This is a genomic window from Microbulbifer mixtoriginis (SeqCode) (assembly GCF_052467945.1).
The window spans coordinates 193926-217857 of the sequence record NZ_CP174328.1; the positions used below are offsets into that span (position 1 = coordinate 193926).

Annotated in this window: 17 protein-coding genes; 12 read left to right on the plus strand and 5 right to left on the minus strand. The window is 51.3% G+C overall.

Features of this window, described 5'->3' with window-relative positions; translation table 11 throughout:
- Positions 1-473: 473 nt before the first annotated feature.
- From ACJJIJ_RS00865 to ACJJIJ_RS00880, 4 genes are all read right to left on the minus strand, one after another.
- Entirely contained in the window at positions 474-3467 is a 2994-nt protein-coding gene (locus tag ACJJIJ_RS00865; RefSeq protein WP_444938399.1) for a TonB-dependent receptor plug domain-containing protein, read from the minus strand.
- Positions 3468-3807: 340 nt separating this feature from the next.
- Positions 3808-6717: a TonB-dependent receptor gene (locus tag ACJJIJ_RS00870; RefSeq protein WP_444938400.1), complete on the minus strand. Its 2910-nt coding sequence runs from the start codon at positions 6715-6717 to the stop codon at positions 3808-3810.
- Positions 6718-6829: 112 nt separating this feature from the next.
- Positions 6830-7873 (minus strand): FecR family protein, encoded by a 1044-nt coding sequence (locus ACJJIJ_RS00875; protein WP_252084677.1) that lies wholly within the window; start codon positions 7871-7873, stop codon positions 6830-6832.
- 289 nt (positions 7874-8162) lie between these two features.
- Positions 8163-8690, minus strand: coding sequence for an RNA polymerase sigma factor (locus ACJJIJ_RS00880; protein WP_252084678.1), 528 nt, complete (start codon positions 8688-8690; stop codon positions 8163-8165).
- Between the two features lie 235 nt (positions 8691-8925).
- On the opposite strand from ACJJIJ_RS00880, the gene dnaX reads away from it, so the two are divergent.
- The 10 genes from dnaX (at position 8926) to ACJJIJ_RS00930 (ending at position 17595) form a co-directional block, all read left to right on the plus strand.
- Complete coding sequence (gene dnaX / locus ACJJIJ_RS00885) at positions 8926-10920, plus strand: DNA polymerase III subunit gamma/tau (RefSeq protein ID WP_252084679.1); 1995 nt, start codon at positions 8926-8928, stop codon at positions 10918-10920.
- A 61-nt stretch (positions 10921-10981) separates the two neighbouring features.
- Positions 10982-11326: a YbaB/EbfC family nucleoid-associated protein gene (locus ACJJIJ_RS00890; RefSeq protein ID WP_152451685.1), complete on the plus strand. Its 345-nt coding sequence runs from the start codon at positions 10982-10984 to the stop codon at positions 11324-11326.
- Positions 11327-11354: 28 nt separating this feature from the next.
- Entirely contained in the window at positions 11355-11963 is a 609-nt protein-coding gene (gene recR, locus ACJJIJ_RS00895; RefSeq protein WP_252084680.1) for a recombination mediator RecR, read from the plus strand.
- Positions 11964-11968: 5 nt separating this feature from the next.
- Positions 11969-13099, plus strand: a complete 1131-nt coding sequence (gene rnd / locus ACJJIJ_RS00900; protein ID WP_444888083.1) for a ribonuclease D — start codon at positions 11969-11971, stop codon at positions 13097-13099.
- Entirely contained in the window at positions 13096-13383 is a 288-nt protein-coding gene (locus ACJJIJ_RS00905; protein WP_252084682.1) for a YcgL domain-containing protein, read from the plus strand. Before rnd ends, ACJJIJ_RS00905 begins: the two co-directional genes overlap by 4 nt.
- A gap of 9 nt (positions 13384-13392) precedes the next feature.
- Positions 13393-13842, plus strand: a complete 450-nt coding sequence (locus ACJJIJ_RS00910; protein ID WP_252084683.1) for a YcgN family cysteine cluster protein — start codon at positions 13393-13395, stop codon at positions 13840-13842.
- A gap of 59 nt (positions 13843-13901) precedes the next feature.
- Positions 13902-14282 (plus strand): hypothetical protein, encoded by a 381-nt coding sequence (locus ACJJIJ_RS00915; RefSeq protein ID WP_252084684.1) that lies wholly within the window; start codon positions 13902-13904, stop codon positions 14280-14282.
- Positions 14283-14645: 363 nt separating this feature from the next.
- Positions 14646-15326: a YEATS-associated helix-containing protein gene (locus ACJJIJ_RS00920; RefSeq protein ID WP_252084685.1), complete on the plus strand. Its 681-nt coding sequence runs from the start codon at positions 14646-14648 to the stop codon at positions 15324-15326.
- Positions 15327-15467: 141 nt separating this feature from the next.
- On the plus strand, positions 15468-16313 hold the full coding sequence (locus ACJJIJ_RS00925; protein ID WP_252084686.1) for an AAA family ATPase: 846 nt from the start codon (positions 15468-15470) through the stop codon (positions 16311-16313).
- 100 nt (positions 16314-16413) lie between these two features.
- Positions 16414-17595, plus strand: a complete 1182-nt coding sequence (locus tag ACJJIJ_RS00930) for a vWA domain-containing protein (RefSeq protein WP_444888084.1) — start codon at positions 16414-16416, stop codon at positions 17593-17595.
- Positions 17596-17721: 126 nt separating this feature from the next.
- Here ACJJIJ_RS00930 and ACJJIJ_RS00935 read toward each other — a convergent pair whose 3' ends face one another.
- On the minus strand, positions 17722-19215 hold the full coding sequence (locus tag ACJJIJ_RS00935; RefSeq protein ID WP_444891251.1) for a peptide MFS transporter: 1494 nt from the start codon (positions 19213-19215) through the stop codon (positions 17722-17724).
- Positions 19216-19382: 167 nt separating this feature from the next.
- Between ACJJIJ_RS00935 and hrpA the strand changes: the two genes are divergently transcribed.
- Positions 19383-23297 carry an ATP-dependent RNA helicase HrpA gene (gene hrpA / locus ACJJIJ_RS00940; RefSeq protein ID WP_444938401.1) on the plus strand — a complete coding sequence of 1305 codons (3915 nt, stop codon included), beginning with the start codon at positions 19383-19385 and terminating at the stop codon, positions 23295-23297.
- Positions 23298-23530: 233 nt separating this feature from the next.
- Positions 23531-23869 carry an HvfA family oxazolone/thioamide-modified RiPP metallophore gene (locus ACJJIJ_RS00945; RefSeq protein ID WP_252084690.1) on the plus strand — a complete coding sequence of 113 codons (339 nt, stop codon included), beginning with the start codon at positions 23531-23533 and terminating at the stop codon, positions 23867-23869.
- Positions 23870-23932: the final 63 nt, after the last annotated feature.

Here is a 23932-nt window from a genome sequence, read left to right on the forward strand (position 1 = left end):
TAACCTGTCAAATATGACTTTAAATGAAAATCCTGCAATATGGAACTATTGTGACAGCTTACTAGTCCGATTTAGCATGAATTGACAGCATCAGCCACTGATCATTTTGGCTGAATTTTGATCTTGTTAGGCTCGATATATCGCTTTGTGGTTGTTTTTTGTAAGTTCGTTGCTCTCCCTGGCTTATCGCTAATAAATTAATTTTTTTAAGATTAATCTTGACCAGCCAGATGTAAATCATGTTTGTGTAAGTACATTACATTGTTAATTGAGGTTGGCAGGTGGCTAGCTAAGTTATGTTTTGTTCAGTTAGTGGGTTTAGGGAGGGGGCTTTCATCTAGATGAGTGGTGATGCAGCAGTTTACTAGTTGAGTGGCTAACTGGTACATGTGGAAAAAAAAAGCCCCGCAAAAGCGGGGCTTTTCATCTAAGCCTCGGGGGCTTAGTACTAACTGTACACAGTTATCAGGAAATTAGAATTCCTGAGAGAGGCGCAGATAGTAGGAACGGCCGAACAAGCGGTAGACGGAGGGGTCAGTGCTTGCGTTGAAGCCTGCATCAATATACGGAGGTTCTTCGTTGGTCAGGTTAGTGATACCGAAAGAAACGCGTGTATTAGTTTGGGAGAAGTTATACGAAGCCGCTAAGTCGTGATACAGCTGGTAGTCAATTTTCTGGGTGTAATCAGAGTATGAAGCATCCGCTTTAATACCGCTGATGTATTCACCTAGATAAGAGACTGAAAGGTCATTCCAGTACCAGTTTACGGCATAGTTAGCTTTGTCTTCTGCGTAGGTCTCTGAATCGGAGTTCATTGTACCAACGTAGTCTTCGGTATCTGCTCCAGCAAAGGCCACACGGCTGTTTTCCAGCTGGCGAACCCACAGTAAAGAGGTTTCGAAGCGGCCAAAGTCTGTATCGAAGCCGTAGCGAATCTCAGTATCTACACCCTTTGCAGTCAGAGAGGCCACATTGAGGTAGGTATCTTCAAGGTATGCAATGCTGTAATCATTATTGCGGACAATCAATGAGCAAGCATCGGAGTTTCCGTTCTGATAGCAATCATCCAGAATGAACTGAGCGCCAAGATTATCGATCATGTCGTCGAGTTCGGTCTGCCAGTAATCCAGGGTAAGAGACATATCACCGTAGGGGAGTTCAGGCGTCCATACAAAACCAACGGTAAATGTATCACCAGTTTCTGGATCGAGGTTCTCGTTGCCACCTACACGCGCCAGTACTTGAGTGTCAGTCTGAGGTGCGGTTTGGGCACAGCCGGGAGACTTACCAACATTGGCAGAGTTACAAGGGTCATCATATGAGGGGAAGGAGTCGGTTACTCCGCGGTAGAGTTCTATGATACTTGGAGCACGGAATACTTCACCCTGAGTGGCTCGGAATTTTAGACCATCGATAATCTGAGCTTCCAGGCCAACTTGATAAACAGTGTTAGCGCCGAAGGTGCTGTAGTCATCCCAGCGAACCCCTAAGGTCATGTCGAGAGACTGAGTACCATTGTCGTACAGAGGGGCAAAGAATTCTGCAAACAAGGAGTTAACATTGTAACCACCTTCAGTTCCGGCCCCAGTATTACCTGTTACTTCATCAGCTACTTTCGCTGAATCTGGCTGGTAGGCGTAATGTTCGCGACGATACTCATAACCAAATGCGGAGCCCAAGGTACCTGCTGGCAGTTCGAACAAATCGCCAGTAATTGAGGCCATGAATTGATCTTGCTCGGTAGTGGTCTTGTCGACGACTACAGTGCCCACATACGCCAGCATCTCGTCAGTGAGTGAGCCAGCGCCACCAAACAAGTCGATTGGTACACAGCCCTCAATCAGAGTTTGTGGGTTGTTAATATCTGTATAGCACTCTGGAGTCCCATCTCCGTCAAGGTCGGCGGAAGGACCCATTGCTTTAGATAGATTAGGCCCATAAAACTGACCGAAATCCTGATCTGATCGTTGGCGGTATCCTTTGTTGTAGCTAACTTCCCAGTCCCACTCTTGGATGGAGCCGGTCAGGCCAGCGATGGCTTGGAATTGAGAGATTTCCTGCTCGAAGCGACGGTCGGATTCAACTACCCGGCGGCGAGCATCGATAATGGGCATGTCAAAAGGATTGTAAAAGTTATCCTCAGAGATACCGATATAGGATGAGGCTTCAACCTCACGGCCGGCGCTTTGGTCGTCAGTGTAAACCCAGTTTGGATCGTCATCGGTACCAACATTCACTTCGCGAAGAGGGTTTCCGGTGAGAGGGTCAACTAGAGTATAGAAGCCATTGTAGCCTGGGTCGCCGCCTGAAGCGTAAGGTTGAGGAGCAAGCTGTTGTGCTGAAGTGCGTAGATTTGCGCGGAACTCAGAGTAGAACTTGACGTTATCTGTAAGATCGAAGTTAGCTTCAGTAAAGATATTCACTCGCTCATAAGGAGTCTGAATATAGTTTACCGGGGCATAATTATAGGTACGGCCGTCAAATTCAACGACGCCATTGCCCGCATTCATAAATACGTCGGCATGATTAAAGGTAGGATTACCTTGGGAGGCTACAAACTTGCTGTTTGCAACAAGATCGCCATCATCGTTAGTTATGTAATTAATATTTCCTGCGTGATCCACTAATCGAGCTGTATTAGCGGTACCATCCCCATTGAGGTCAAAGAATCTCTGAGTCAAATTGCCTCGCTGCAGGCGACCTTCAGGGATACGGGAGGAGCCAAGGGGGAAGCCACTGGTTGCCCCATTTGCCTCAAACTCGTCACCATCCAGAATGTAGTATGAATTCTGGAAGTAATCCCAGGGTACATCTGACTGGTAAATTTCTTTCTGCTTAACGTACTCAGCCCCGAAGACAACGTTGCCGCCATCAAATGACTTGCCGGCAAGGAAGCTAAAGGACTGCTGACCACCAGCATCAGCTTCAAATGAGTCAGAGGACTGAATGTCGAGTTGAACCCCTTCAAAGTCCTTTTTGGTGATAATGTTGACAACACCGGCAACGGCGTCAGCGCCATAGGCTGCAGATGCACCATCTTTGAGGATTTCAACACGCTCGATCATCGCCGCAGGGATGGTTTGGTAGTCACCACCATCAACGGTGCGCTTGCCATTAACCAAGGTTAAAGTGCGAACTACGCCCAGGCCTCTCAGGTCAACGTTTACTGCACCACTACCGCCGTTGTTAGTGGTAGTACCAATTGGGGAGCCAGACATGGCGGGCAAGCGTTGTAGCAGGTCGCCAACGTCAGTAATGCCGGTAGCCTGCATATCTTCTGCAGTAAGTACAGTAACCGGGCTGGAGCTATCCAGGTCAGCACGCTTAATGCGCGAGCCTGTTACGATTACTTCTTCTACCATTTCCGCGTCTTCTTGGGCGAAAGCAGGCATAGTCGGAACCATGATCGCTGCCACGGTGAGGCCCAGTGCCCCTTTTACGGCTGCGGATAGGAGGTTCTTTTTCATTGTCAATCCTCTCTTGATCGTTGGATTTATAGTCTTTTGCCATGAATGGCGATCGTTAGAAACGGGTACCCCCAAGTAGCCGCTTCTCTCCCAACATATTCAAAGACGGTTGGCATCAAGAACCCCTCCATAAAAATCACATTTTTTTTCCAATAATTCGCAATGTCAGTTTTGCCAGGTTGTACGGGCGTTTTCAATTGACTTCAGCGAGAGAGGGAGTCCGTATTTATGGGGGGATGTTGAAGCTAGATGGAGGTCTTTAAGTGCAGTTTTTTAGGGGGGGAGATATGGACAGTTAGGAGGAGAGCGATTTTTTTGTATGTAGGCTTGACTTGTTAGCTTATAAACTGAATGAGAAACTGCTATACCAGTACCGTCCAGTCAGGTCGTAAGTGCGGTGGTCAAAGTTATTTTCTGTCGCCGTTACAGCAAGAGGAGGTGGGGTGTTAAGCAGGTTGTTGACTCCTATTGAGAATCGAAATCTGCTAGAGGGGTTGAAGGAGAGTTGTGCATCATGGCTAAACCAGCTGCCTATATCGTTGGTGACGATTCTATCGTTCAGAGCGTAGGTTTCCTTGGTGCGACCGACGAAATGTACGGTGTAGCCAGCTTTCCATCGGTTGCTGCTCCAATAAACCCCCGCATTGGCTTTAAATTCTGGCAGTGAGCCTGCCCCGCCAGTTGTGATGTCTACAAAAGTGCCTGACAGTTCTTCTTCAGGCAGTCCTGCGGCTCCCTGGTTGAGGTAGTCCAGCATATGGCTTATGTTCATAGCCAGCTTGAACTGCCCATGCTCATCCTCGGGTAGATCGTAGCGAAGCGCAACATCGTAACCACGGATGGTTCTGCGACCTTGATTGATTCTTGTTGCGAGAATTTTGGTGATTTCACCTTGCTCGTCTCTCAATACTCTATCGCTGAATAGCCCAGCATAGGCATTTTGCTCAACCAGGAACTGAGGGTTACTGCCAATGACATCTTCCTGTTGAATGTTAAAAAATTCGACTGCAGAGCTTAACCCTTCTATATGTTCTGGTGTCCAGGCAAGGCTAGCTGTAAGGGTTTTTGAAGTTTCAGGCGTGAGGTTGGGGTTGCCTCCAAACTCGGTAAGATACTGAATTCGTGCGCTGTCTGATTGCCCTGGGCAGCCAGTTAAAGTGCTTGCGCTCTTACTGGTACAGGGGTCAAAGATAAACTCCTGACTTTGATAGCCCTTTTGATACATATCAGTAAGAGTGGGGGCCCTGAAACCGCTGGCATAGCTGACCCGTAGATTTAGGTCTTCCAAAACCTGCCAGCGTATAGCGAGCTTGGGATTGTAAGTATTGCCAAAGTCGCTGTAGCTGGACAAGCGGACAGCCCCATCGAGCCAGAGTTTTTCTTCCTGAATTGGGATTGAGACCTCGGCGAAAGTTTCTTTTATGGTTCGTGAGCCTCGAGTCGCTCCTGGGGAGTGCCCACCAATATAGGAAAGGCCGTTTAGGTCATTTGAGTCGCTGGTCAGGGTTTCATGTCTAATCTCAAACCCTGCTGCCGCTAAAATTTCTCCGGCTCTGGTTTCCCCTAGGGATCCGTCTGAGATAAAGGTGAGAGATTCCATTCTCGTGCGGCTGTTGGTAGTGCTTGTTCCTCGAATAAACTCCAGCTGTTCCTGAGGGATGCTGCCGCTGGGGCCGAGGAGATTGATAGGGGTGCAGGCGTTACTCGAATTGCAGCTGGTAGGCCCCTTCAAGCCTTGAGAGAGCGCTAGGGGGTTAATAAGGTTGCTGAGCTTTTCAGATTTTTTTGCCCTTTGCAGGGAGGTATTCAGTTCCCAGTGCCACTGGTTGTAGACCCCTTTGATTCCTGTATTCAGTCTCCAGGTAGCTGTGCGGTTTTTTTGAATGCGTGGACCTAGCTCCGTAATGCGCTTCCTAACATCTGTAATTGTTTGGTTGAAGGGGTTGTAAATGTTATCTGCTGCTATTGTCAAATCACCGTTATCGAAGCGTGTGAAGACTGGGGAGGGCGCTTTGGTCGACTCTGCAGATGTGTGTAGCCCCATTGCCTCTGCAAATAAAAGGAGGTTGTCTGAAAGGTCAAAATTAGCAGATAGGTAAGCGGAGTTACTTTTGAGTGGAGTGACGGCAGAGGTGTAGTCGTTATAGTTGTAGCGATCCTCTAGGGACCAGTCCCGATAATTATTGGAGGTTTGGCTGGTCAGAGTGGCACCGTTATCAAGCGCGATAAATCCTTCGGGGGTGGCTGATGAGCGTTTATCTGTGCCACCAAAATTTCGGCTGTCTGCAGACTCAGATAAGTTGCGGTCGCGGCTCATTATTGAGCCTTGGGTGTATTGTGCCAGGTTGAGCATGATGTGACCCCGCTCGCCGTGTCTCCCCCAGGTTAAATGGTGGGATTCGGTTTCGCGATCGCCAGCTCCTGATTGCCCATAGTAGCTATCTAGAGATAGGCCCTCGAAGTCCTTGCGGAGGATAATATTGATCACTCCAGCAATGGCATCCGATCCATAAACTGCAGAAGCCCCGTCTTTTAGGATCTCTACACGCTCAACTAAAGATAAAGGAATTGTGTTGAGGTCAGTGGCCTCTCCGTTATATCCATCCCCAATTATGCGGCGACCGTTGATCAGGACCAATGTGTTACTGGCAGGAAGGTAGCGGAGAGAAACGGTGGCTGTTCCGTCATCCTGTTGGCTGACTGAGGTACTGGTGGAATTTCCCGAAATGGCTGGGAGAAACTTGAGTACATCGGCAACAGTTTGCGCTCCGGTAAGTTCAAGCTGCTCCCGGGTTAGTCTGTCGATAGGAGCATAGCCGTCTAGCTGATAATGGCGCAAATGGCTGCCGGTAAGGCTTTGGCCGGTAACTGTGATTTCTTCAGGTGCTTTGCTGGATTGCTGTTCCGATCGAGGCGGTGACTCCTTTTTTGGAGTCACCGCGAAGGAGGTCGGGCCTATACGGTGATAGGAAAATGGAAGGCCTTCTAGTAGTTGTTCAATTGTTGCTTCAAATGGGTTTTGCCCTGTACTCAGTGTCTGCTTAGGTAGTTGATATAACGAAGCTGAGGAGGTTGGTACCAGAATAGAGACTTGGCACTGCCTTCCCAAAGAAATGAGGGCCTCTGGCAGAGAGCTCGCTGGAAGCTCGATTCTGGGCTTTGGGCACAGTGCATCGGCCGCACTATTTGCCGACAGCATGAGTGCTAAAAAAGCTGTAACCCAGTGCTTTACCGTCAAGAAATTGCCCATTTTTATTGCGCCCAGCAGTTTGAATTTAACTGAGCGGGTGTATCTATTGTGTTTGTGGGCGGGGAGTTGGTTATTTGCTTAATAAACGACCGCCGTTTGAGACGGTTATAACCTAGTTGTGCTTGGGAGACAAGATAGTCAGGTTGTTGTTGCTGCGGTCCTGCTGAAGGTCCAGGGCCGTGGTAATGGCTTCGAGTGTGTTATCTGGGTCGGATATGGCAAAAGTACCAGATACTAGGCGCCCCTCGATTTGTGGTGCAGCGACAACAGGGGTGGCTAAGTAGCGGTTTAGCTCTTGCAAGGCCTCTTTGAGGGGAGTTCTTTCAAATACCAGGATACCGCGAGTCCAATCTGTCGCCTCTTCCGGTGAGGTGCGCTGGACTTGGGTGAGGCCTTGGTCAGATACGCTGACCTTTTGGTTCTTGATTAGCGTAACGGAGTCGGGGGTTAGGCCTGGTGTTTTCTCTGTTTCACTGACAGAGACTTTACCTTCGGTGACCGATACTCGGGTATTCTTTGGGTTCAGCTCTACATTAAATTCGGTTCCCAGTACACGGATACTTGCACTGCCTGCGGCAACGGTGAAAGGGCGGGCAGTTTGGCGAGCGACGTCAAAAAAGGCCTCTCCACGAAGGAGTTGCGTTTGTCTTTCCTTGCGGCTAAAGCTGACGCGAAATTCACTATTAGAGTTCAGCTTTACTTCGGACCCATCAGGCAGGCTGATGGTGCGAATCTCACCTAGCTGGGTGATATAAATTTGTTGATCAGTCTTGCTGTTTCCTAGCCATTGCAGGCCAACCCAGACAGCGAGGAATACACCACAGGTGGCGAGTCCGCCACCGATGAACCATTGCGGTAGTCCCCAATGAATAGGTTGTACTCTTTTCTTTTCTTGAGTTTTTCCATTTTGGGTGTGGGGGCTGGGTACACTCTCAGGGAACAGTTGATCGATTGGCATATGGGCGAGGGCACCCAGGTCGCCCCAGAGCTCGACCACCTCATCGAAAGCCTGGCGATGAGCTTCAGAAGCTGACAGCCAGGCTTCGAATTCATGCTTTTCCGCGCTACTCATGGCCTCTGAGCGTAAGCGAGCAACCCAAGCACAGGCCTGGTCCAGGCTCTCATTGCTTGTTTGACTTTGGGGGTTGCTGTTCATATTTGCTCTGGTAGTTAAGGGTTAAATAACGCTTTAAGAGTGGGACTTTGGTCTCAAAATTCAGTGCATCTTACTCAAAACTGCCCGACTTTTGCGATGCCGGTGAAGGTAAAGATCTTCCTACAGAATAATCGCAACGCAACTGCCTCATGTAGCAGCAAATAATTCTGAAAGTGCCTCACTTTTTAGGTTTTGTCAGGATTTAAGCTCCACTCATGCACACTGAGACGGCTGAGAAGGTGCCCCCCTCAACAAAAATTAGTGAGGAGGCTGAATGGAAGCTTCGGGTTTACGGGGAGGAATCCACTTTGCGCCGGCAGGCCTTTAGTGCCTGTAGAATATATTTCTCCACACTGCTCACTGAGATGTTCATTTCATGGGCGATTTCGCTATAAGAGAGTCCGCGAGTTCTATGTAGCAGAAAGGCTTGTCGGCACTTCAGTGGCAGTTTATCCATTGCCTCATAGATGGACTGTAACTGTTGGCGTGCAGCGAGAACCCGTTCTGGGGACTGGTGATCGGTATGGTCGTTACCGTGAGTCTCCCCCTCTAATGAGACTTGCTGGTTGAGGTACTCCACATGCAGCTTGCCTCGACGTAGTTGGTCAACAGCCAGATTGTTTGCGATTTGGTAGAGATAGGCGCGAGGGTTTTCCAACTCCTTTTCATCGCTGAGTTTTTGTAGGCGCAGGTAGGCATGCTGAGCAATATCCTCGGCATCGTCTGGGCTTTTGACAATACGTGCGACAAAGCGCACCAAGGCTTGGCCGTGCTCGGCAAATAGCCTCTCCAGAAGTGTCTTCCTGGCTTTATTCATTGCGTATTGCTTTCCCCGTCCCAGGCTCGCTTTATCGTTGTGAATTGTTTGTTCTTAGTGCGAGCTGGCGCAGTTATATCACAAGGTTGGCTTGGGCTACGAGTGGCGCGAAACGATCTCTTGGGATGATAGCCTGCTATTCGCTATGCCTCGTCGTCTATGCCGGTATAATGGCGCCCGCGCCAAAGGCGCTGAGATATAAGTTGGCAGAGGTGTGCCGAGCACCGGAGACTGGATGAGCTATCAAGTACTGGCACGTAAATGGCGCCCGCGTCTTTTTAAGGAGATGGTGGGACAGGAGCACGTGCTTCAGGCACTTATCAATGCCTTGGATAACGGCCGGCTGCACCACGCCTACCTGTTTGCCGGTACTCGGGGAGTGGGAAAGACCACAATTGCCCGCATTCTGGCCAAATGCCTGAACTGTGAGGAGGGTGTCAGCTCAGAGCCCTGCGGACATTGCAATGCCTGCAATGAGATAGCCGATGGCCGTTTTGTCGATCTGATTGAGGTGGATGCGGCATCCCGCACTAAGGTGGAGGATACCCGGGAGCTGCTGGAAAATGTCCAGTATGCTCCGACCAGGGGTCGCTACAAGGTCTATTTGATCGACGAAGTGCATATGCTCTCGAACAGTTCCTTCAATGCCCTGCTGAAGACCCTGGAGGAGCCGCCGCCCCATGTAAAATTCCTGCTCGCTACCACAGACCCACAGAAGCTGCCAGTAACTGTGTTGTCCCGCTGCTTGCAGTTCAAGCTTAAGAATATGAGCCCCGAGCGGATTGTCGAGCATCTGCGCTTTGTACTGGGGGAGGAACAGGTGCCTTTTGAAGAGGGCGCCCTTTGGCAGCTAGGCCGCGCGGCAGACGGCAGTATGCGCGATGGTATGAGTCTCACCGACCAGGCTATCGCTTTTGGCGGTGGCAAAATCAGCGAAGCCGAAGTGCGTGGCATGCTCGGTAGCATCGATACCGGCTTGGTGTGGAAACTGTTACATGCCTTGGCAGAAGAAGATGCGGCGACGTTGTTTGCTACTGTCGCTGAGCTGGCTCAACAGGCTCCAGACTTTGGCGCCACCCTGGCAGAGCTCTCCGATAACTTACATCGTCTGGCGGTCGCCCAGATTTTGCCCCAGTCGATAGATAACGCCCTGGGCGATGGTGAGCGGCTACGACAGCTTGCCAGTCGTATAGCCCCAGAGAATATACAGCTCTACTATCAAATGACCCTGCACGCTCGCCGTGACCTGCCCCTGGCCCCAGATCCCCGTAGTGGCTTTGAAATGGCGCTGTTGCGCATGCTGGCGTTCCGTCCGCAGGGCGTAGCGACAATTCCAAGGGCAGAACTGCCTGAAACAACTGCTAGTGCACAAACTCAGACGGCTCCTAGAGAACAGGCGCCTATCGAGCAGGAGAATGCCGCCGAAAAAAAGTCTGAAGTTGTGGTGCCTCAGCACTCTGAGAGTGCCGAGGCTGTGCCAACTCCAGGGCCTCATGCCGAAGCGATAGCGGCTGCGCAGAATGAAAGCCCGGTTCAGAACTCGGTGCCGGCAAGAGGGGATATGCTTCCTAAACTTGAAGAACCCGCGCCCCAGCAGCCTCCATACCATGCAGAACAAGCCAGCGAGTTAGTACTGGGTGCCCAGACTGCAATAGTTGAGCGGCCACTAGAGGTACCCAGCGCGCAGCCCTCTGGCTCGCGGGAGGGGGTTCTAGCTGAACTTCGCCAACGCGTAGCGGAAGTCGAGGCCTCCCCCCCTGCGCTAGAAAACCAGGCCCCCACGAGAACGGAAGCGGTTGCTCAGGTTGCTGAAGCGCCGCCGGCACGCTTTGATGCCCTTACATCAGGTAGCTGGCCGGCACTCTATAAGCAGTTGGGCATCAGCGGCATATTGCACTCGATCGCGCAGCATCTGGAGCTAGTGGGGCGCCAGGACAATATACTTTCCTTTACCCTGGACGAATCTTTTAGCAGTCTTTATGACGAGGTGCATCAGCGGCGCCTGGGGGACTTACTGGGAGACTTTTTCCAGCAGCCGGTTATTGCACAGATTCAGGTGGGGCAGGTACAAGGCAGTACGCCGGCACGTTTGGCTGCGGCGACTCGCGATGCGCGCCTAGCAGCAGCGCGGGATGCCCTTACCTCAGACCCCCTGGTTCAGGAACTTCAGTCCGAGCTGGGCGCTGAGTTAGTGTCAGATACTGTTGAATCCCTGGCGAAGGCGAATTGATAGAGTTTTTGGTTACCCGGCGTCTAACCGGGCTCACACATAATAGAGATAGAGGTTATCTATGAAAGGTTTGGGCGATCTGATGCAACAGGCCCAGAAAATGCAGGCCGACATGCAGGAAAAAATGCAGAAGGTACAGCAGGAGTTAAATGAGCTACGGGTGTGCGGTGAATCCGGCGCGGGTATGGTTAAGGTCACCATGAATGGCCGGCACGATGTTATCTCTGTGGAAATCGACCCTTCCCTGCTGTCCGAAGACAAAGAGATGTTGGAAGATCTTTTGGCCGCGGCAGTGAACGATGCTGTGCGCCGAGCTGAGGAGAAGGCCCAGGAGTTACAAAAGCAGCAGGTGGGCAACCTCGCTTCTGGCATGAATCTGCCGGAAGGCTTCAAGTTTCCATTTTAAGGGGCAGAGCCCGGTTGTTTAGCCTTATATGTTTAGTCCCTTAATCGAAGAGTTGATTCGCGCGCTGCGTTGCCTGCCCAGTGTGGGCCCCAAGTCGGCCCAGCGCATGGCGATGTACTTGTTGGAAAAGGATCGCGACGCTGCAGAATTACTGGCGCGCAGCCTGGCGCAGGCTGTGGAGAAGGTCGGACGTTGTCAGCAGTGCCGTACATTGACCGAAGAAGCCGTATGTACTCTGTGCAACAACAGCCGACGCGAACAAACCTCTCTCTGTGTTGTTGAAACTCCCGCCGACGTGCTGGCGATTGAGCAGGCTGGTAACTACCATGGCCGCTATTTTGTGCTGCACGGTCACCTGTCTCCGATTGACGGTATCGGCCCCGCGGATCTTGGTATGGACCTACTGGAGCGCAGGTTGGCCAGTGAGCCATTACAGGAGTTGATTGTCGCCACCAATCCCACAGTAGAGGGGGAGGCGACAGCCCAGTACATCGCCGAGCGCGCCAAAGCGCAGGGAGTGACTGTCAGTCGTATCGCCCATGGCGTTCCCATCGGCGGTGAGCTGGAATATATCGACGGCGGTACCCTGGCGCACGCCTTCAATAGTCGCACCGCCTTCTTCCCCCCAGCAGAGTAATACCGATGGTTGAAATAGATACTACTCCACGCTGGGTGGACTCCTGCGAGCAGTTGGCGGCTTTGTGCGCACAGTGGCGACAGCAGCGCGCTGTGGCTCTGGATACCGAGTTTATGCGCAGTCGCACCTTTTATCCTCAGCCGGCCCTAGTACAGGTTGGGGATGGCAGGCACTGCTACCTCATCGATAATCTCGCCATTGAAGACCTGCAACCTTTGCGTGATCTGCTGCTGGATACGGCTGTTACAAAAATCATGCACAGCTGCAGCGAGGATTTGGAGACTCTGGAGCGTCTGCTGGGGGTGATCCCCGAGCCCATTTTTGATACTCAGATCGCCGCGGCGATTAGTGGTATGGGGGCAGGCCTCGGTTACGCCGCTACCGTGCGCGAGCTATTGAGTATTGAACTGCCGAAGAGCGAGACCCGCTCGGATTGGTTGCAGCGCCCTCTCAGTGATGCCCAGAAAACCTACGCCGCACTCGATGTGGCTTGGCTACCGGTTCTCTATGGTGCCTTGCTAAAGCGGTTGCAGGAGCAGCAGCGGGAAACTTGGCTAGTAGAAGACTGCGCAACTTTGGTGGCAACTGCGCGAAGCCCGCAACCCCCTGAGTTCTATTACCAGAAAGTGAAAGGTGCCTGGCGCCTGCGCGGTAAACATTTGGCCGTGTTACAGGACCTTTGTACTTGGCGGGAATGTGAGGCGCGAACCCGAAATATGCCGCGCAACCACCTGCTCAAGGAGAATCTCTGTATGACCATGGCCCAGCAGTTGCCGCGGCATAAAGGCGCCTTGAGCCAGGCTGGTCTCGAGGGCCGTGCCCTGCGAGAACACGGTGATAGGTTGTTGCAGTTGATTTCTCGCGCCCTGGAGCGCAGCGATTTGCCGACGCGTTTACCGCAGCCGCTCAACCGACAACAGGGGGAGTTACTGAAGTTACTGCGTAAAGAGGTCGCGAGTATTGCAGAGCGTGAAAAGCTGCCTGCAGAAATCCTAATTCGCAAAAAAGAGTTGGAAGCCCTGGTCCTTGCTCGCGACCCCCAGTTGCAGGGGCGCCTCTGTGGTTGGCGCGCCGAAGTGGTTGGTTGGCCCCTGCTTAAAGCTCTGCGACATTTACGCAAAGAGGAAATGAAGTGAAAGTCTTGTGTGATATTTATCGCAGTCCCAAAAAAGAAGAAATGTATTTGTACGTCGATAAGCGTGAGGGGACTGCGCGAGTACCTAAAAATTTATTGGAGTTGTTTGGCAGCCCCCAGCACGTCACTACCATGCTAATGACTCCAGAGCGCAAACTGGCGCGTGCAAATGCCGACAAAGTCCTGCAAGAGGTACGTGTGCAAGGTTACTATTTGCAGATGCCGCCGGTGGCCGATTCTGAAATGCGTGAGATCGCATTGAAAAACAGCAAACTGCAGCGCTGAGTTAGATTAATGGCACAATTGCCTTTTTGGCGACGTAAAACTCTAGCGCAAATGAGTGAACCTGAATGGGAAGCTCTGTGTGATGGTTGTGGACGCTGCTGCCTGCACAGCCTGGAAGATGAGGAAACTGGTGAGCTTTACAACACCAATGTCGCCTGCCGTTTGCTGGATACAGATTCCTGTCGCTGTAGCCAGTATTCAAGGCGAAAAGAATTGGTGCCTGGATGTGTGCAGTTGCGGGTAGAGGATATAGACCAATACACCTGGCTTCCGAGCACCTGTGCCTACCGTCGCTTGGCCGAAGGGCACCCGTTGCCGGAGTGGCATCCGCTTGTGAGTGGAGATAGCCAGTCTGTACACAAAGCGGGTATGTCTGTGCGCGGCAGTGTCATCAGTGAGGAGCTGGTTCACCCGGATGATATGGAGGAGCACATCGTCACCTGGGTGGAAGCCGGTTGAGCTAGTGAGGCATAGTCACTCGTTCCTGAACTGGGCGGGAAACATAGAGTAAATAAAAAATGTCTGAAGATTTTCAACTTGCCTGGTTGGTATATACCGGCTCGACACTGGTTTTACTAGCTGCCGGCTGGTGGTTTATGCGCAATTGGCGCTGGAGCTGGCTGCGCCGCACCTTGTTATTGGTCTTGGCTGGTGTACTACTGCTGCCGGTAAAAATACCGGTGGCCGAGTCAGTAGCCATGCCCGTGCTACCCCTGTATCTCTACCAGGTATTATTTGAAGAAAATGGGGCAGCACCGGAAGTGACAGCAAATTTGGTATTTGCTGCAGGTGGTGCTTTAGCGGTGATGATTGTGTGGGGACTGGTTTCACTATTATCTAAGTTTCGCCGCAGTCGCCGCCGTCGTTTCGACGAAGACCCATACTTCAAGGAACAGTAACGGGATTTTTCATCCAGATCTTCCCTTATCACAGGGCTCATCGCAACTGGGCCCACTTACTTTTCTCCCCTTGCTTATCAAAGGCGTTCCTTCCTTTCTCTAGCCTCTCTGTGGATGGTGACAGCTGCTATATCTATTAGGCTGCTTACGCACTTGGCGTGAGGCCAGACGAGCCGGCGTACTGATAAAGACCAATAAACAAGCCCCTATTGGGAAATCATGGATTGCATTTCTGAATATCCCAGTAGAGTGGGTTACTTATTGGTAAGCCAGACTCACGACAGATAAAGTTTATAAATTGCCCTTGGCGTAGATTTTCGCCCATAGTTATGGCGCAGGTTGCCAGATGGCTGAGGAACCCTGATGCTCGACCACCTGCTGATTCTCACTGCAGTAATGCTGGTATCGGGCATTCTCGGTGGGCTGGTGAACTATTATCAAATGCTGTTTACGGAGGAGGATCCCGCCGGCCTTGCTCGCTGCCTGATTATGGGATTATGTGGTGCCTTAATGGTGCCAATCTTCCTGAAGTTTACCCAAAGCGATTTATTGATCGAAATCCAAGGCGACCCTTCGCGGCTTTTGATTTTTACCGGTTATTGTCTGCTTGCCGCTATAGCTTCCCGCATGTTCGTGTTTAATGCTGCGCGTCGCCAGCTGCGCGATGCCAGTATCGCCCGTGCTCGAGTGGAAAATATGGAGCAGGAACTGCGCACTATGCAATTGGAAATGATGCCTTTGCTGGAACATGAGATAGAAGGGGATCTGGAGCAGGGACCGGTGCTGGATTTCAACCAAATTCGCAAGCTGGACGACAATGCCCTGCAGGTACTCAATCTGCTAAATGACGGTGAGTGTGTATTCCGCTCCCTAAGTGGCATGGTGCAAGATAGTGGTATGGAGACCAATTCTATTGCCCGTGCCCTTAACAGCCTGCTTGTATTAGAAATGGTGGGCAAAATCCACAGTCACCTGGGGATTCGCTGGTATATCACCGGTAAGGGGCGCCAAGTAGTACACCGCCGTAGCACTCAGATGGCTTGAGCCATAGTCGATAACCCCCTTCATTTAGTCTCTACTCGGGCTGGTCATCCAATTTGATCGTTCCCGCCTCGCCACCCGCCCCGCTGTTCAATTATCATTCGCTGGATCTGAAGATAGCGTGATGACAGGATTGGAGTAAGCATGAAATTTACCGGTACCGATAGCTATGTAGCTACCGAAGACCTGCAGATGGCGGTGAACGCAGCCGTCACCTTACAGCGCCCTTTGTTGATCAAAGGCGAACCGGGCACCGGCAAAACACTGCTCGCGGAACAGGTTGCCGAGAGCCTTGGAATGAAATTGATCCAATGGCATATCAAATCTACCACTAAGGCCCAGCAGGGACTTTACGAGTACGATGCGGTATCCCGCCTGCGCGACTCCCAGTTGGGGGTGGATAAGGTTCACAATATTGCCAATTACATCAAGCGCGGCAAGCTGTGGGAATCCTTTGCTGCGGAAGAGCGTGTGGTACTGCTGATCGATGAGATTGACAAAGCGGATATCGAATTCCCCAACGACTTGTTGGTGGAGCTGGATCGCATGGAATTCTTCGTTTACGAAACCGGAGAAACTATCAAGGCCAAGCACCGCCCCATTGTCATTATTACTTCGAATAATGAAAAAGAACTGCCGGATGCCTTCCTGCGCCGCTGCTTCTTTCATTACATCAGCTTTCCCGACCGCGATACCATGCGCAAAATTGTCGATGTCCATTACCCGGAAATTAAAGGACAACTGGTCGCAGAAGCGATGGATATTTTCTTCCAGTTGCGCGAAGTACCGGGTTTAAAGAAGAAGCCTTCCACCTCAGAGCTGATTGATTGGTTGAAGTTGTTGATGGCCGATGATATTCCGGAAGAAGTACTCAAGAATCGCGATAACAGCAGTGCCATTCCTCCACTGTATGGCGCCTTGCTGAAAAATGAGCAAGATGTGCATATGCTCGAACGCCTGGCGTTTATGGCACGTCGTGACAACCGCTGAGCAAGCCTTGTTGCCTTTCATTAGGGGTAAACTTCTGCCCCTGATGATGTTCCGCTCGGTACCACTGAGCATTTTTTCCCATTGCTGACTGCGAATTACTATGCTGATTGGCTTTTTCCTGAATTTACGTCGCTATAAATTACCGGTATCCATCACCGAGTTGTTGGCCTTGCTGGAGGCTGTACAACAGCGCCTGGTTTTTGCAGATCTGGAGGAATTTTATTTCCTCGCTCGTGTCTGTCTGGTGAAGGATGAAAAACATTTCGATAAGTTCGACCGCGCTTTCGAGGCCTATTTCAAAGATTTGGAAACCCTCGACGATATCGTTGAGCAAATGATCCCGGAAGACTGGCTCAGAGCGGAATTTCTCAAGCAGTTAAGCGAAGAGGAAAAGGCCAAAGTCCAAAGCCTGGGTGGTTTGGAAAAGTTGCTGGAGGAGTTCAAAAAGCGTCTCGAAGAGCAGAAAAAGCGCCACAGTGGCGGCAATCGCTGGATAGGTACCGGTGGCACCAGCCCCTTTGGTAACAGTGGCTATCACCCGGGGGGTATTCGGGTGGGAGGGCAGGGACGTAATCGCTCGGCATCCAAGGTTTGGGAGAAGCGCCAATTTAAAAATCTGGATGACAGTATCAGCCTGGGAACCCGCAATATCCAAGTGGCTCTGCGCAAGTTGCGTAAATTTGCCCGCACTGGCGCAGCAGAAGAACTGGATTTGAATAACACCATTTCTTCCACTGCGCGCAATGCGGGTTTGTTGGATATTAAGATGGTGCCAGAGCGGCACAACGCAATAAAAGTGCTGATCTTTTTCGATGTGGGCGGTTCTATGGACCCTTATGTGCGTGTGTGTGAAGAGTTATTCTCTGCCTGCCGCTCAGAATTTAAGCATTTGGAGTATTTTTATTTTCACAACTTTGTCTATGAACATGTGTGGAAAGACAACCAGCGGCGCTATAGCGAGAATACGTCTCTGTTGGAAGTACTGCGTACCTATGGCAAGGACTACAAGGTAATCTTTGTCGGTGATGCCTCTATGGCACCCTACGAAATTACCAGCCGTTTCGGCAGTGTTGAGCATATGAATGAAGAGCCGGGTGCAGCCTGGATGGAACGTATCACCGATATTTACCACAATCTGATCTGGCTAAATCCGGTTGATGAGGAGTATTGGCAGTTTACGCCCAGTATCGGCATGACCCAGCGTCTAGTGGATGGCCATATGTATCCGATGACCCTTGAGGGATTGGATCGGGCGATTGCCTATTTAGTCAAAGGCCGCTAATAGCGGCGTCAATGAAGGTTCCTTGCAAGAAGCTCTAATCTAAGGAGTTTTAGGCAAGGAATTATCCGCAGGCGGCACACTCCTGTGCCGAACTACCCGATAGATAATTTTAGAGTTAATCAAGTACTACTCTTTATTACCGCTGAAGTGTTTGGGTGGCGTTCCCTCGTGATCAGCAGTAATACTGATTTCTTCTCTGGTGGTTTCGCCCACTGTAACATGCACCTCTTCTGCACCGTGCATCCAATCCACTAGTTTTTCACGAATCAAATACAAAATAAAACCGGCCACTATGGCAGTTAGTGCGACACCACCGAAAGTGGCGAGTGGTCCAGAAACCCCCACTAATTTACCGATCTCTGCCGCCCCTTTGTTGGCGATACCAATAAAGGCAAACCAGAGTCCCATCATCAGGGATAAATAACGCAGGGGAGATAATTTGGTCACCACAGAAAGTCCGATAGGTGACAGGCAAAGTTCCCCAATGGTGTGAAAAATGTAGGCGAAAATTAGCCACCAGATGCTTGCTTTAATGGTCTCGGAGTCGCCGATTTGTAGTGCCGCGCCGCACATAGAGAGAAAACCGATTCCGAGAAAAACTAACCCCAAGCTGAATTTAGCCGGTGAACTCGGCTCGCGATCTCCCATACCTACCCAGATAGAGGCCATAATCGGTGCGAGGATAATAATAAACAAGGGATTGACCATTTGTAGCCAGCTGGCAGGAATTTCCCATCCAAAGATATTCAGGTCGGTGCGGTACTTGGCAAATAGATTCATTGACCCGGCAGCTTGCTCAAAACCAGCCCAAAAAACCACGATAAACACACCCAGAACCAGAATGACTTTAATGCGATCCCGCTCTTCCTGTGTGAGGGGGCGGTGTTTATTTTCCTCCTCGTCTTTTTTATTTTTCAGTTCCAGATGAGCGGAGGGTTCTACGCCTATTTCTCCCAAGTAGCGTTTGGCTTGAGTCATTTGCAGAATCAGGCCCAGCAACATACCAATGCCTGCAACAATAAAGGCGAGTTGGTAGTCCACCTTTTCCCCAATCCAGCCTACGACCAAATAACCGAGAATTGAGCCCAGGTTGATCCCCATATAGAAAATAGTAAATGCGGTATCGCGGCGGTGGTCCCCCTCTTCGTAGAGATCCCCGACCATAGTGGAGATGTTCGGTTTAAAGAAACCATTGCCGATAATCAGTAGGGCCAGCCCCAGCCACAGCATGTAAATCTCACTACCGTCTGGTAGCCAGGTATGAGGAAAACCCAGGGAGAATTGCCCCAGCATCATCAGGGTACCGCCAAACATGATACAGCGGCGCTGCCCCCAGCGGTTGTCAGCCATCCAGCCACCGATAATGGGGGTCAGGTACACCAACATGGCGTACCAGCCCAGATAGCTCAGGGCTTTGGACTGCAATTCAGTATCGGTGAGCTGTTCCCAGCCGAAGACTGCGGCAGTGGCAGTGGAAGTCAGGTAAAAGACAAAAATACCGCGCATGCCGTAGTAGCTGAGACGTTCCCACATCTCGGTGCCAAACAGCAGAAACAACCCTTTGGGGTGGCCAAACAGCTGTCCGGCGCTGGCGGGGGGCTTGGGCTTGATCTCTTGCATAGTACTGCTCGCAAGGTGTGACCCTAAGGCGCAGCACTGCCACCAAAAGCAGTGCGCCTATGAAAAAAATTACTATCTGGACCAGTATAGTTGAGCGCCACCAAGGGATTTTCTGCCCCTTAGCAAAGTGCGGGTATAATCTCCCGTTTACCAATTCTGTATGAATTATGAGTCACACCGAAGCAGATAAAAGCCTGGGCGCTTTACAGGCCCGAATCTCTGGCTGTATGGGGCGGGACCGCTACCAGCTGTATCGAACGGTTAAAAATGTGCGCCGGCGCCAGAAAGAGGGCAAGCCGGTCGATCGTATGTTGGCCCAGCTGGAACAGCAGCTGCAGGTTTCACAGTCTTTGGCAGAAGAGCGCCAGGGCAAATTGCCCGAAGTGCAGTGGCCGGAGTCGTTGCCGGTGGTGGCGCGGCGTGAGGAAATCGCCGAGCTGATCGAAAAGCATCAGGTTGTTGTTATCGCTGGTGAAACCGGCTCCGGTAAAACCACCCAGTTACCCAAAATCTGCCTGTCCCTGGGGCGGGGTATTTATGGCCAGATTGGGCATACACAGCCACGTAGAATTGCCGCGCGCACAGTGGCCAATCGAATTGCTGAAGAATTGCAGCAACCTTTGGGGGAATCAGTCGGTTACCAAGTGCGTTTTACCGACCACAGCACTGAGCATACTCATGTCAAATTGATGACTGACGGTATTCTGCTGGCTGAAATTCAGCGTGACCCGTTCTTGAATAAATACGATACGTTGATTATCGACGAGGCCCATGAACGCAGCCTCAATATTGATTTTCTACTGGGCTATTTAAAAACCATTCTGCCCAAGCGCCCAGATTTAAAACTGATTATTACCTCAGCTACGATTGATCTAGAAAAATTCTCTCAGCACTTTGATGACGCACCGATTATCGAAGTATCTGGTCGCACCTACCCGGTGGAAATTCACTATCGCCCGACGGCAGATAGCGATGCCGACCTCAATGAGCAAGTTGTCGCAGCAGTTGAAGAGTTACTGCATGAGGAAAAGTCCAGCAGCCGGCGCGGCGGGGACATCCTGGTATTTATGAGTGGTGAACGGGAAATCCGCGAGTGTGCCAAGGCTTTGCGGGATGCGCAGATAGCTCAGTTAGAGATACTGCCCTTATATGCTCGATTAAGTCTGGCAGAACAGGCTAAGGTCTTTCACGGTCATAAAGGTCGCCGTATTGTTCTAGCCACCAATGTGGCGGAGACCTCCATTACGGTGCCGGGAATTCGCTATGTGATTGACCCGGGTACTGCGCGTGTCAGCCGTTACAGCTATCGCAGTAAAATCCAGCGATTGCCCATTGAGCCGGTTTCACAGGCCAGTGCCAACCAGCGCGCTGGCCGCTGTGGTCGTGTCAGTGCCGGTGTCTGTGTGCGTTTGTACGAAGAGCGGGACTTTGCTCAGCGTGCAGAATTTACCGATGCGGAAATTCTGCGCACTAATCTGGCAGCGGTAATCCTGCAAATGTTGCAGCTGCGTATCGGCGATATCCGTGAGTTTCCCTTTGTCGATCCGCCCGATCCGCGCCTGATCAATGACGGCTATAAATTGTTGCAGGAATTACAGGCAGTCGATGACCAGGGCAGAGTAACCAAACTGGGCCGTGCACTTTCACGTTTGCCGCTGGACCCACGATTGAGTCGAATGTTGCTGGCCGGTGCGGACAATGGCAGTGCGCGCGAATTATTAATTATTGTCGCCGCCCTGGCCGTGCAGGACCCGCGCGAACGCCCGGCGGAAAAGCGCCAAGCGGCGGATGAAAAGCACCGACAGTGGCAGCATGAGCAATCGGATTTTCTATCCTTTGTGCAGCTTTGGGATGCCTTCGAGACTCAGCGTCAGGAACTGAGCCAAAACCAGCTGCGCAAATGGTGCCAGAAAAACTTCTTATCCTGGCTGCGTATGCGTGAGTGGAGAGATATTCACCACCAATTGCGTGTGGCTTGCCGGGACCTCGAAGTCAAAGAAAACAAAGAACCTTCGGAGTACGAGGCAATACACCGGGCCATTGTCGTGGGTTTACTCGGTAATATTGGCGCTCGAGATGAGAATAAGGAATTTATCGGTTGTCGTAATCGTCGCTTCCATATTTTCCCCGGCTCCGGCCAGTTTAAAAAACCTCCGCGCTGGGTGGTTTCCGCTCAGTTATTAGAAACCAGCCGCTTGTTCGCCCACACTGTTGCGAAAATAGAACCGGACTGGGTGTTGGCTGCGTCTAAGCACCTGGTAAAACGCAATTATTTTGAGCCCCACTACGATGTCCGCTCTGGGCAAGTAATGGCTTTTGAAAAAGTCTCTCTGTACGGTTTGGTACTGGTAGAAAAACGCCGTATCCCCTATGGCAAGCTGGACCCGCAAATCGCGCGGGAAGTATTTATTCGCCAAGCATTAGTGGAACAGCGTTATCGCGGCAAGGGTCGTTTTTATAAGCACTACACTGATCTGTTGAAGTCCCTGGAAGAGTTGGAAGCCAAGTCCCGTCGCCGGGATATTTTGGTGGACGATGAAGTGGTTTATCGCTTTTTCGATGAACTAGTTCCCGCAGATATCGTCAACCTGGCCGGGTTTGAGCATTGGCGCAAGAAAGCTGAAACCAGTGATCCGCAGTTGCTGTTTATCCCCCGTGAGTTGTTGATGCAGCAGAGTGCTGATCATGTGGGTGAGGCGCAATTCCCTAACGAACTGCAGGCTGGGGGTATTGTTTACCCACTCCGTTATCACTTCGAGCCCGGCAGTGTGGATGATGGCGTCAGTATCCAGGTGCCCGTTGGGGCGTTACATCAGGTGCCTGCCGCTCGACTCTCCTGGTTGGTACCTGGAATTTTACGAGATAAATGTATCGCCCTAATAAAAGCCCTGCCGAAACAGTGGCGCAAATACTTTGTACCGGTACCGGCGGCTGTGGATAAGGCCCTGCCGCGACTGCGCGCAGACAATACTCCCCTATGGCAGTCGCTGGCCCTGGAGCTGCAACGTCAGACCGCTCAGCAGCTGCCTGAAGATGCCTGGGAATCTGCGGAACATTCCTTGGAAGATTTCTACCGCTTTAATATCCAGGTGTTGGATGAGTCAGGAAAATTGCTGGATCAGGATCGCGATCTCTCGCTATTGCAGGCACGCTATCGCGACCGGGTACAGCAGGGACTGGCAAATGCGGGCGATAGCTTCGAGCGGGATGATATTACCAGCTGGGATTTTGGTGAACTGCCGGAAACTCACACACTCGATCAGGGAGGGCTCAAGGTACGCGCCTATCCGGCGCTCGTAGAAGCTAAGGAAAGTGTTTCCCTGAAATTGCTGGATAATCCCGCTGAAGCGCGACGCCTGAGTCGTGCTGGGATCTGCCGCCTGGCTCTGTTGCACTTGCCCGAGAAGGTGAAATATTTACGTAAAGAGCTGTTGCGTGGCAAAGAGTTGGGGCTTTCCGCCGCAGATCTGGGGCGTCGCGAAGAAGTGGCAGACGATATTCTGATGGCTGCCGCGCGTGAAGTCTTCTGGGGAGATGAAAACTGGCCACGCAGTGAAGCTGAATTTCTATCTGCACTGGAGAAAGAGGGTGATTTGGTGGGAGTGGCTCAGGAAATTGGCGACCTTTTGGTCAAAGCCCTGGGGCAATTGGTCCCCCTGCGCAAGCAGATCAAACAGCAAAAGAACCTGGCAGTCGCTATGGCGGTGGGGGATATCCAGCAGCAATTGGCAGGACTTTTCTACCGGGGTGTCTTGTTTGATACCCCTCTGCAATGGTTGCGCCAGTATGGCCGTTATCTCAAGGCGATTTCTGTGCGTCTGGAAAAGGCGGCCCTCGATCCAAACCGCGACCGCAAGTTGCAAGTGGAGTACCACAAGGCTGCCGAGTCTTTCGATAATCAGATAGAGAAGTTTTCGAGGAGAGAGCTGGCATCAGAGCCTGCGCTGGTAGAGTATCGCTGGATGCTTGAGGAATTCCGTGTGAGCCTGTTTGCACAGACGTTAAAGACTCTGATGCCGATCTCCGCCAAGCGCCTACACAAAGTTTGGATAGAAATTGATGGCATGGAGCTGCTCGGTTGAGTACTGCTTAGCCATAGTTCACAAAAAAATTTGTGGCCTTGTGTAATATTTCCCAAACTGGCCCGACAGATGAATGAGAGTCGGTAAGCATACGCGGCATCATTAAATATGTGATGGCTGTGAGCCGGTTTCACAATATGACGGTTTTTCAGTGCGCATCATTATACTGTTGCGGGACATAGAAAAAGTCATAGAGAGTTATATTACATTGGGTATTAGTTAGGAGATTCATTATGAACAAGAAGCATCTTTCCCCTGTAGCAGCTGCTGTTGGTGCTGCTTTTATTGCAACTGCTGCGATGAATGTATCTGCATCCACCGCTGAAGCTAACCCGTTTGCCGCTGCTGAGCTCACCTCCGGTTATAACTTGGCTCTGGCCGATCACGATGACAAGGAGAAAGAAGGCAAGTGCGGCCACGGCAAGAATAAAGAAGGTAAATGCGGCGAAGGCAAAAAGAAAGAAGGTAAATGCGGCGAAGGCAAAAAGAAAGAAGGTAAATGCGGCGAAGGTAAGTGTGGAGAAGGTAAAAAGAAAGAAGGTAAGTGCGGCGAGGGGAAATGCGGTAACTAATACCCCAACACGCGCGATTGGGGCGGCACTGTGTTAAGGGCCGCCCCAAGTACTTTTCACTAT

What these genes read in the sequence shown, in the direction of transcription:
- ACJJIJ_RS00865 (WP_444938399.1), bottom strand. Translation starts at nt 3,467, where the DNA reads ATGAAAAAGAACCTCCTATCCGCAGCCGTAAAAGGGGCACTGGGCCTC.
- ACJJIJ_RS00870 (WP_444938400.1), bottom strand. Translation starts at nt 6,717, where the DNA reads ATGGGCAATTTCTTGACGGTAAAGCACTGGGTTACAGCTTTTTTAGCA.
- ACJJIJ_RS00875 (WP_252084677.1), bottom strand. Translation starts at nt 7,873, where the DNA reads ATGAACAGCAACCCCCAAAGTCAAACAAGCAATGAGAGCCTGGACCAG.
- ACJJIJ_RS00880 (WP_252084678.1), bottom strand. Translation starts at nt 8,690, where the DNA reads ATGAATAAAGCCAGGAAGACACTTCTGGAGAGGCTATTTGCCGAGCAC.
- dnaX (WP_252084679.1), top strand. Translation starts at nt 8,926, where the DNA reads ATGAGCTATCAAGTACTGGCACGTAAATGGCGCCCGCGTCTTTTTAAG.
- ACJJIJ_RS00890 (WP_152451685.1), top strand. Translation starts at nt 10,982, where the DNA reads ATGAAAGGTTTGGGCGATCTGATGCAACAGGCCCAGAAAATGCAGGCC.
- recR (WP_252084680.1), top strand. Translation starts at nt 11,355, where the DNA reads ATGTTTAGTCCCTTAATCGAAGAGTTGATTCGCGCGCTGCGTTGCCTG.
- rnd (WP_444888083.1), top strand. Translation starts at nt 11,969, where the DNA reads ATGGTTGAAATAGATACTACTCCACGCTGGGTGGACTCCTGCGAGCAG.
- ACJJIJ_RS00910 (WP_252084683.1), top strand. Translation starts at nt 13,393, where the DNA reads ATGGCACAATTGCCTTTTTGGCGACGTAAAACTCTAGCGCAAATGAGT.
- ACJJIJ_RS00915 (WP_252084684.1), top strand. Translation starts at nt 13,902, where the DNA reads ATGTCTGAAGATTTTCAACTTGCCTGGTTGGTATATACCGGCTCGACA.
- ACJJIJ_RS00920 (WP_252084685.1), top strand. Translation starts at nt 14,646, where the DNA reads ATGCTCGACCACCTGCTGATTCTCACTGCAGTAATGCTGGTATCGGGC.
- ACJJIJ_RS00925 (WP_252084686.1), top strand. Translation starts at nt 15,468, where the DNA reads ATGAAATTTACCGGTACCGATAGCTATGTAGCTACCGAAGACCTGCAG.
- ACJJIJ_RS00930 (WP_444888084.1), top strand. Translation starts at nt 16,414, where the DNA reads ATGCTGATTGGCTTTTTCCTGAATTTACGTCGCTATAAATTACCGGTA.
- ACJJIJ_RS00935 (WP_444891251.1), bottom strand. Translation starts at nt 19,215, where the DNA reads ATGCAAGAGATCAAGCCCAAGCCCCCCGCCAGCGCCGGACAGCTGTTT.
- hrpA (WP_444938401.1), top strand. Translation starts at nt 19,383, where the DNA reads ATGAGTCACACCGAAGCAGATAAAAGCCTGGGCGCTTTACAGGCCCGA.
- ACJJIJ_RS00945 (WP_252084690.1), top strand. Translation starts at nt 23,531, where the DNA reads ATGAACAAGAAGCATCTTTCCCCTGTAGCAGCTGCTGTTGGTGCTGCT.